This window comes from Methylobacterium sp. E-065 (genome assembly GCF_022829605.1).
Classification (GTDB): Bacteria; Pseudomonadota; Alphaproteobacteria; order Rhizobiales; family Beijerinckiaceae; genus Methylobacterium.
On record NZ_JAKSYD010000065.1, the window covers coordinates 1 to 7579 of the forward strand.

The following is a 7579-nucleotide window of genomic DNA, read 5'->3' on the forward strand; positions in this document are numbered from 1 at the left end:
GCCCAAGCGCGCCAGCAGGCCCGGGAAGCCCACGCCGGCCCAGCTGGCGGCAGCGGTCCGCCTTGAAGGCGGCCGCCGCCTACGGGCCCCGCAGAGCATCGGGCAGCGCAGCAGGGTGGGCCAGCCGCGCGATCTGAGCCCCACCCCAGTGCTGGCCTTCCCGCTTGTGCGCAACGCGGGCGTGGTTGCAGAGGTAATCAGGAGACTTCCGCACGGGTATGACGAACAGATTGATGCCACCTGTGATAGAGAGGCGCGCAACCTAGAAAAGAGGCTGATGCGCAGAGGTGTGTCTAAGAAATCTGCGCGGGCCTGTGCTATTGATGTCTTGCACGAAGCGTACACGGAACGTGTACGCGCTGCACATCAAGAGGCAGGTGTCTTATGAGCTTGGCCCAAAAATGGGCTGACGCTGCGCAACCGGATGAAGAAAGGGCCCCCCGTCTGCAAACGGAGAGCCCTTCAAGATCTTCAACTACCCAGACCGGATATAACGCACGTCACCACGAAGTCCAAGGGTTTAACACGTTTCGTGTTTCTCCTCCGGAGGATCACTCGCGACCCATTACGAACGCCGGCCACGCCCGCAGCTGCATCAAGGCCTTGTGGCGGATGATCAAGGCCGACCATGGCACAAGTGGATGTCGTGGTCCTGAGCAGCGAGACTACTTCATCGCCATGGCGTGGCTTGAGGAGACCGCAGCTGCGGCCGATCCGAACTATCGCCGCACGCTGGCCAAGAACGCCGTGCGCTACTTTCCCAAGCTCTCACCAGCGGCACAGGCTGACGCCCTGGCCGAGGTACAGGCATCGCCATACCAAGTGACCACCCGGTCCCTGGGCGAGCTGATAGGCCTTACCTACGAGCGGCGCGAGCAGTTCAAATTCTGGCATGCCGAGCCGATCGGTATAACCATGGCCGAGGTCGAGCAGCTCAAGGATCGGCTGCGCAAGGAGAAGAACCGGCGGGCGAATGGTACCCCGCCACGCGGGGAGCAGTACGCGCAGGCCAAGCTGCTGGATCCTGACGCCCCGCGATCGACCACCTACGACCGCATCCAGCACAACCGGGTGGCGAGAAAGCGGGTGCAGCCCGGTTGTACCGAGTTGGACGCTACGTCCGGTTATGGGGGGTACCTGCACCCCTAAGAAGTTGGACTGGGCGTCCGGTTATCTTAATAGCGCCACGCTCAGACCCCGGGTCTTCCCAGCCTCATTCGACCCAGGTTGTGCTGCTCGTCCTGGCGAAGGCGGGCGGCGTGGCGGCAAGCGCCTCAAGGCGCGTTAGTCCGCCATCGTCCGTCCCGCCCCGGCCGACTGGGGCACGGGCAGCGCCAACGCCTGACACCGGTTCTCGCAGCCACATCCTGTCCTGGTCGGGCATCCAGACCCAGTGAGGCGGGGTCGCTCCAAGCGATCCCCGACCCCTCTGCTGGGCACGGGATGCACCACGGCCAGCGCGACGGTGCCAGGATCTTAAACCAGGGCATCTCACTCCGCGCGCGATGCGAGCCTGGAAGCTGGCGTACGATCGGGCGGGCCGGTCGCTTTGAAAGCGCCGGACCCTTGCGCCGGCGCCAGCACCACAGACAGATCCTGCAGCTGCAGCCCCACGGCCGCGTTGCTGGCTTCGAGATGGGAGCCTGGAATGCCCGGCGCGCCATGTTCGGCAAGCACACGGATCGTGTTAGCCGCGTCTTCGGTGCTGGGATACACGATGTCCGCTTGGCCTAACCTTGCAACTTCGTCGCCGTCTGATATTGAACAGTGTTCAAGAGCTTGATGTTGCCCAGATCGACCGTGCGGAGCGCAACTGCAGTGCGCCCCCACGCCCGCCCCCTGCAGGAAGGTGGGTCACGGTCGCCGGCGGGATGCCGGGGGTAACTCGAGCTTCAAGGCCCCGCCCGGCATCCGCCGGCGGGGTCTTCTCGTATCAGCCGGGCAGCACGTCAGGCACCACCCTGGGCGCCAGGAAGGCCACGCCCACCGTATTGGTCCGCCGCCAAACTATGCGGACAGTCTGCGAGTTTGGATCCTTGCCGACACGTAGCTCGAACACCCGCGGCATCTCAGTGTCGGGTGCAAATGCGACGCATGCACCACGGCTCGACAGGTTCAGCACCACACACGGCACGTCAGCGGCGGCCTTGGCAAAGGCAGCAACGCCGGGCAGAGCCACATTTGCACGATATTTAATGCGGCGTTCGAGCACGAAGATTTCCCAGGCAGTACGTATCAGGCGTCATTATTGAACAGGTCCGCTTAAGGCTTTCCTGAGCAAGTACGCAATCGGCCCGTTATCAGCATTAATGTGCGCGCCTGGTTAAGCAGTGCATCTTCCGGCGTCTCGGCCGCCTGGTGTAATGGCCCGGCGCCACGCCCGCGCAGCCGCCACGCTCTAGGAAGCCCGCCAGCGGCCGCCACCAGCCGCGGCCACCGACCACCGCCCGCCACGCTCGCGCCTGCCACAGCCTCGCTGAGAGTAATGGCGGGCCCATTTGGCGCGGGGGAAGGGGGGAAGGCTTAGGGACCGTCTGGGGTGCGGAGGTCCCGCCCTCCCGGCGCAGCGCCCCCCCCGTGGATTTTTGGCCTGGCCAGGATTGCAGTCTGGTATCGAACCGCAACCCACGAAAAACAGCCCCCCTGGGCCACCCCTGCCACACCTAAAACACTGTCACACATGATAAAATCGGCTCTCACCCGGGAGCCCAGCATGACGGTCCAGCCCTCGCACATCTGCCCCGCCAGCGAGATCCGCCAGCTGGTCCAAGCCATAGCTGACGCAGCTGAGATCGAGCGCCAGCAGTACCGCGCCCGGAAGCGCCGGCGGGGCGACCGCGGGCGCTCGTTCTGGGAGGACCCAGACCGGTTCGCCTTGGCCTTCATGGTGTCCGTGCAGTTGGCTGGCGAGCACACCGCGATCCGATTTGGCACCAGGCGCTCGGCCTGGGCCGCGGCGCTGCATGCCGCTGCGCTCGTGGCGCCGGGGCGTGGTCAGCGGGTCGTGTACACCCACCGCATCGTGGATGGCGTGCTCCTGGCCAAGGGGGCGTTCAAGGCCGGTCCCGATCGACATGCCAACGCCGCCACACGGTTGGGCAGGAAGCTGCGAGGGCTGACGGATCTGCCTGAAACGTGGGTCTACCTGTCCGGGTCGCTGCTCTCCGCGTTGAACTCCGGGGCCACCGGCGCCGCCCGCACCCATACGCAGGCCTTGTTAGGGCTGCTCGGGTGGCACGCGATCCCGCCCGGGGTGTGGGATCGGTTCGTACAGTTGCTTGTGCCCAACAGCATCAATGGGTTGCGGGATCTCTCGTCTAATGACGATCCGCCGATGTGCGCTCATGATCGCAGGCATTCACGGTCAGTCGCCAGCGTACGCACCGAGCATGAACCCCAGGCCCGCCCCACTCCTGAACACCGTCGCCGCTACCCAGTCACGCCTGGGCCTCGGCCGCACCAAGGTGCTCGCCCTCGTCAAGGCCCAGGATCTTGAGGCGGTGAAGGTCGGCAGGCGGACCTTGGTGACGGAAGCCAGCATCGAGCGGCTGGTGGACCGGCTTCCGCGCGTTGGCGCGGCCACCACGAGGATTTCGAAGTGACCCCCGCCCACCTCAAAAGCACCATGGCTGCGCTGGCGATCGCTGGCACGCCCCCGCACCTGCGAGCCTCGCAGGGCACCACGATGTCCGCCAGCCCGGTACTCGCGCCGGCTGCCGGCGCCGCCCCCCAGGGCGCGGCGCCCCGCACAGCAGCCCAGGAGACGCTGGACTGGGACGGCATCGTTGCCGGCCTTAACGCCACCCTGCCGGTCGCCCAGGCCGAGGAGGCCGCCCGGTGATCCGCGCGCTCAAGAACCTTCTCGGCCTCGCCCAGCGCGAAGACGCGACCACCGCCGAGTTGGCGCCGTCATTGCCAGCCGCCGAAGCCGAAGTCGCGGCTGCGCAGGCGGCTTTGGCGGCTGCCAAGCAGGCGTACCGCAGCTCGCTTTTGACCGCCGACGACACGGTTCACTCGCGGCTGGACGATGCCCGTAGAGAGGCCATTCGGCGGCTCCACAAAGCCAACGCGCTGGTGGCTGCCCTGCGCGAGCGCCTTGCCGAGGCCCAAGTCCGCGAGGCCGAGGTTGCCCGCGTAACGCGCTACGAGGAGGCACGTCAGCAGGCGGACGATGCCGCGAACGCCTTGGCCGAATGGTACCCCCGTCTGGCTGAGGATCTTACCAACCTTCTCATCGTCGTTGCCCAAGCTGAGCAGCTGGTCATGGACGCTAACGCCGATCTGCCGAAAGGTATGGAGGCAATCCAGGCCGTCGAGGGGCGCGTTCGCGATCGTCCCGGCGCACCCGAGGAGATCGTTAGCGAAGTCGAGGTCGAGCGATGGGTACGGGTTGGTCAGATCTTGCCCGGGACGTTCGACCAAGATGAGGTGCACATCAGCAGCAACGGTCGCGGTCTAATCTCTCTACGCGGCATGCCAGTCAATCAGAGCTATGAAGTTGAGCTTCGGAGGTTCACTCTGCAGCAGTACCGAGGTAACGACTTCGGATACTCAACCGATAAGCTGGCGTCCAAGATCGTTCTGCCTGGCCTCCAGCACGATACAGCCGCCTTCTACAAGCCATTGCATCTCCCCAAGCCGGCTGATGTTCTTGCGCGGATCGCAGAGCTGCGCGCTCAGCCTACTCATAAGGAGCACGTGCGGGCGATCGAAAGCCGATTGGTTCCGGCAGACAAATCGCCGGTAAAAGCTTCCCCAAAGGCTGAGAACAACATAGATGATCGCTCAGAACAGCGTCGGTACGTCTAACTTTCAGTAGCGTTATGAATACGCCCCGCTGTTACTGGCAGATGTGTAGAATGCCAGTAACAGCGGGGCGCACATTGAGGGCGATGCACGGCAGCCCAACAGCCAAAAGTAACCTGCGTGCCCTGCCACTGCAAAGTGTGCTACGTTGAAGGTTACAAGCCGGCGCTTCTTATTGAGATCCGCTCTTGCGCAGTTGCGTGGGATCGGCCGGCCGCCGCCGGTTCTAGCCCTTCCTGGCGGCGGCCACCTATCGTTCTTCGCAGGAGCCCGTTGCCGTGTCCAATCTAACGTCCACCTTGACCTTGAAGCTGGTGGACGATGGTCTTGCCGCCAAGGCCAAGGCCGATGCGGAAGCCCTAAAAAAGCTGGCGGCTACCGAGAAGGACCTTAAGAAGTTCGGTGCCGCCGGCAAGCATGTCGGGGATCTAAACAAGCACCTGGACCTTCTGGCCGAGCAGGGCACCCGGCTGTCCGCGTTCAAGAAGGGCGCGCCGCACGTCACGGCCCTGGGGCAGGCCTCACGCAAGGCGCGGGGCGACGTGGCGGCCACCGCCAAGGCCCTGGCGGATCTGGGCAGCGCCGCGGATGAAAAGTCGCTGCGGCGCGCCACCCGGGCGCACGAGACCGCGCTTAAGAAGCAGACCCGGGCCAGCGAGCAGTTCGCGGAGGCCCTGCGGGCCCAGCGGACCGCGCGCCAGGATGCCCTGGGCGGCCGCGGCGCCAGCATCGGTGCGGCCGAGCGCAAGCTGGTGGCCGACACCAACGCGGCCAACCGGGCCTTGCGCGAGCAGCTGGGCCTTATCGGCCGGATCAACGCCAAGGGCGCGGCAGAGCGCGGGTTGGCCGGCGGCATGGGCGGGGCCGGGCGCAGCCAGCTGGCCGCGATCGAGGCCAACCGGCGGCTCAAGGACGGCATGGGCCGATCCGGCATGCCGGTGGTGGTGCCCGGTGGTGGCGCCCCGGAGGAGCCGCGCAAGCCCCGGAAGCCGGGCAGCCGTACCGGTGGAAGCCATGGCGAGGGTGGCCACAGCCCGATCATGGGTGCCCTGGGCGTGCACGAAATGCTCAAGCTGGGCGCCGGCTTCACCGCGTACGAGGCGGTCAAGGAGGCGTACCATGCGCAGACGCATCGGCAGCACGAGGAGGTGCGCCAGCGCGCCTCGGGCATGAGCGAGCACGAGGTGGCAGAGGGCCGGGATCGGGCGGCCGAGCTGTCGGGCAAGTACCGCGCCTTCTCGCAGACGGAGATCATGCACTCCCTGCGCAACGCGCGCTCCATCATGGGCCACTTCGAGGAAGCCCAGCAGGTAATGGATCCGATGCTCAAGCTGCGCACCGTCGCACTGGGCGCGCATCCTGAGAAGCGCGAGGAGCTGGAAGCCGACTTCGACAAGCTCATCAAGGGCATGGAGATCAAGGGCGTTACCCAGAACATGGGTAAGTTCACCGAATACATGGACGGCATGGCCAAGGCCTTGAACGTCTTTGGTGATACCCTGCGGCCGACCGACTATTACGAGATGTTCAAGTATGGGCGGCAGGCCACCCAGGGCCTTTCCCAAGACTACATGAACACGGTGGCGCCCACGATCGCGCAGGAGTTGGGTGGCGCCTCGGGCGGTGTGGCCCACGCCGCGTTCTTCCGCGCCATCGTCGGCGGCAAGATGGCCAACAATGCCGCCGAGCAGCTGATGCACATCGGCCTGCTCGACAAGGACGACTTGATTATCAACAAGGCCGGCTCGGTGAAGGGCATCAAGCCTGGGCACCGTGTGAAGGGGGCAGACGAAGCCCAGTCCAACCCGTACCAGTGGGTGCAGGATGTCTTGGTGCCGGCCCTGGAAAAGCACGGGTTGACCAGCCCGGAGCGGATGCAGGAGACCATCGGCCACATCTTCTCGAACCAAGTCGCGGCCCAGCTGGTGAGCATGTTTGCCACCCAGCAGAGCCGGATCGAGAAGGACAAGGTGCTGGTGCAGGGTGCCGGCGGCCTCAAGGAGGCCGATCGGTTCCAGCACGAAGATCCGATGATCGCGTGGCAGAGCGTCAAGGCCCAGGCCGAGAACCTTGCCGTGGCAGTGGGCGGCTTCCGGGCTGCAGCTGGGGCACTGAACGCTACTTCCGAGGCGCTGGCGGCCGCCACACGGCTGGTGGAGCAGGGCCCAGGCCGTGCCCAGGCGGCGCTGGACGAGCACGAGGCTGCCCGTAAGCGCGGTGAAGACGTGATGCTGGCACCCAGCAACATCGCCCGGCTCAACGACCTGCTGGGCGACCCTGACGGCAACACCAGCCCGGAGATGGCCCAGGCGCGCCAGGAAAAGCTGGCCCGCGACGCGATCGAGGCCAAGCGGGCGCAGCTCGATGCCGAGAAGGGCAGCCGGCAACAGGCGCTGGACCAGCTGCTCAACGGCAGCTTCATCGAGCGCATGGCCCGGCGATCCATCGGGCAGACGCCGGATGGCCTTCTACTAAGTCTCTTTGAGGCGGACTCACGCTTGGTAGCGGTGCGGAGGGGGCTGTGATTCTGTCCTCGGCATCATAGTCCGGCCGTAATGGCACGGGAGCGGCCATCCCATCCTCCCAGGCTTCAAAGCCAAGAGCAGACTCACAGCCCCCGCCGCACCGCTACCAAGCGTGAGTCCGCGTCAAAGAGACTTAGTAGAAGGCCATCCGGCGTCTGCCCGATGGATCGCAGGGCCATGCGCTCGATGAAGCTGCCGTTGAGCAGCTGGTCCAGCGCCTGTTGCCGGCTGCCCTTCTCGGCATCGAG

At 65.6% G+C, this 7579-nt stretch carries 8 protein-coding genes; 6 read left to right on the plus strand and 2 right to left on the minus strand.

Going from position 1 to position 7579, the window contains the following annotated elements; translation table 11 throughout:
* The first annotated feature begins 148 nt into the window (after nt 1-148).
* Both MKK84_RS35855 and MKK84_RS05820 read left to right on the plus strand, forming a co-directional pair.
* A complete protein-coding gene (locus MKK84_RS35855; RefSeq protein ID WP_409566450.1) occupies nt 149-388 on the plus strand; it encodes a DUF6074 family protein in 240 nt (79 codons plus the stop codon).
* Nucleotides 389-612: 224 nt separating this feature from the next.
* Complete coding sequence (locus MKK84_RS05820) at nt 613-1149, plus strand: hypothetical protein (RefSeq protein ID WP_243917461.1); 537 nt, start codon at nt 613-615, stop codon at nt 1147-1149.
* Between the two features lie 342 nt (nt 1150-1491).
* Here MKK84_RS05820 and MKK84_RS05825 read toward each other — a convergent pair whose 3' ends face one another.
* Nucleotides 1492-1716, minus strand: a complete 225-nt coding sequence (locus MKK84_RS05825) for a hypothetical protein (protein WP_243917463.1) — start codon at nt 1714-1716, stop codon at nt 1492-1494.
* Nucleotides 1717-1933: 217 nt separating this feature from the next.
* Entirely contained in the window at nt 1934-2212 is a 279-nt protein-coding gene (locus MKK84_RS05830; RefSeq protein WP_243917470.1) for a PilZ domain-containing protein, read from the minus strand.
* A 1177-nt stretch (nt 2213-3389) separates the two neighbouring features.
* On the opposite strand from MKK84_RS05830, the gene MKK84_RS05835 reads away from it, so the two are divergent.
* From MKK84_RS05835 to MKK84_RS05850, 4 genes are all read left to right on the plus strand, one after another.
* Nucleotides 3390-3602: a helix-turn-helix domain-containing protein gene (locus tag MKK84_RS05835; protein ID WP_243917472.1), complete on the plus strand. Its 213-nt coding sequence runs from the start codon at nt 3390-3392 to the stop codon at nt 3600-3602.
* Nucleotides 3599-3841 (plus strand): hypothetical protein, encoded by a 243-nt coding sequence (locus tag MKK84_RS05840; protein WP_243917474.1) that lies wholly within the window; start codon nt 3599-3601, stop codon nt 3839-3841. The genes MKK84_RS05835 and MKK84_RS05840 overlap by 4 nt, the downstream gene beginning before the upstream one ends.
* The gene (locus tag MKK84_RS05845) at nt 3838-4809 is read left to right on the plus strand and encodes a hypothetical protein (protein ID WP_243917476.1); all 972 of its coding nucleotides are present in this window, start codon (nt 3838-3840) and stop codon (nt 4807-4809) included. Before MKK84_RS05840 ends, MKK84_RS05845 begins: the two co-directional genes overlap by 4 nt.
* 296 nt (nt 4810-5105) lie before the next feature.
* A complete protein-coding gene (locus tag MKK84_RS05850) occupies nt 5106-7331 on the plus strand; it encodes a hypothetical protein (protein WP_243917478.1) in 2226 nt (741 codons plus the stop codon).
* Nucleotides 7332-7579 lie beyond the last annotated feature (248 nt).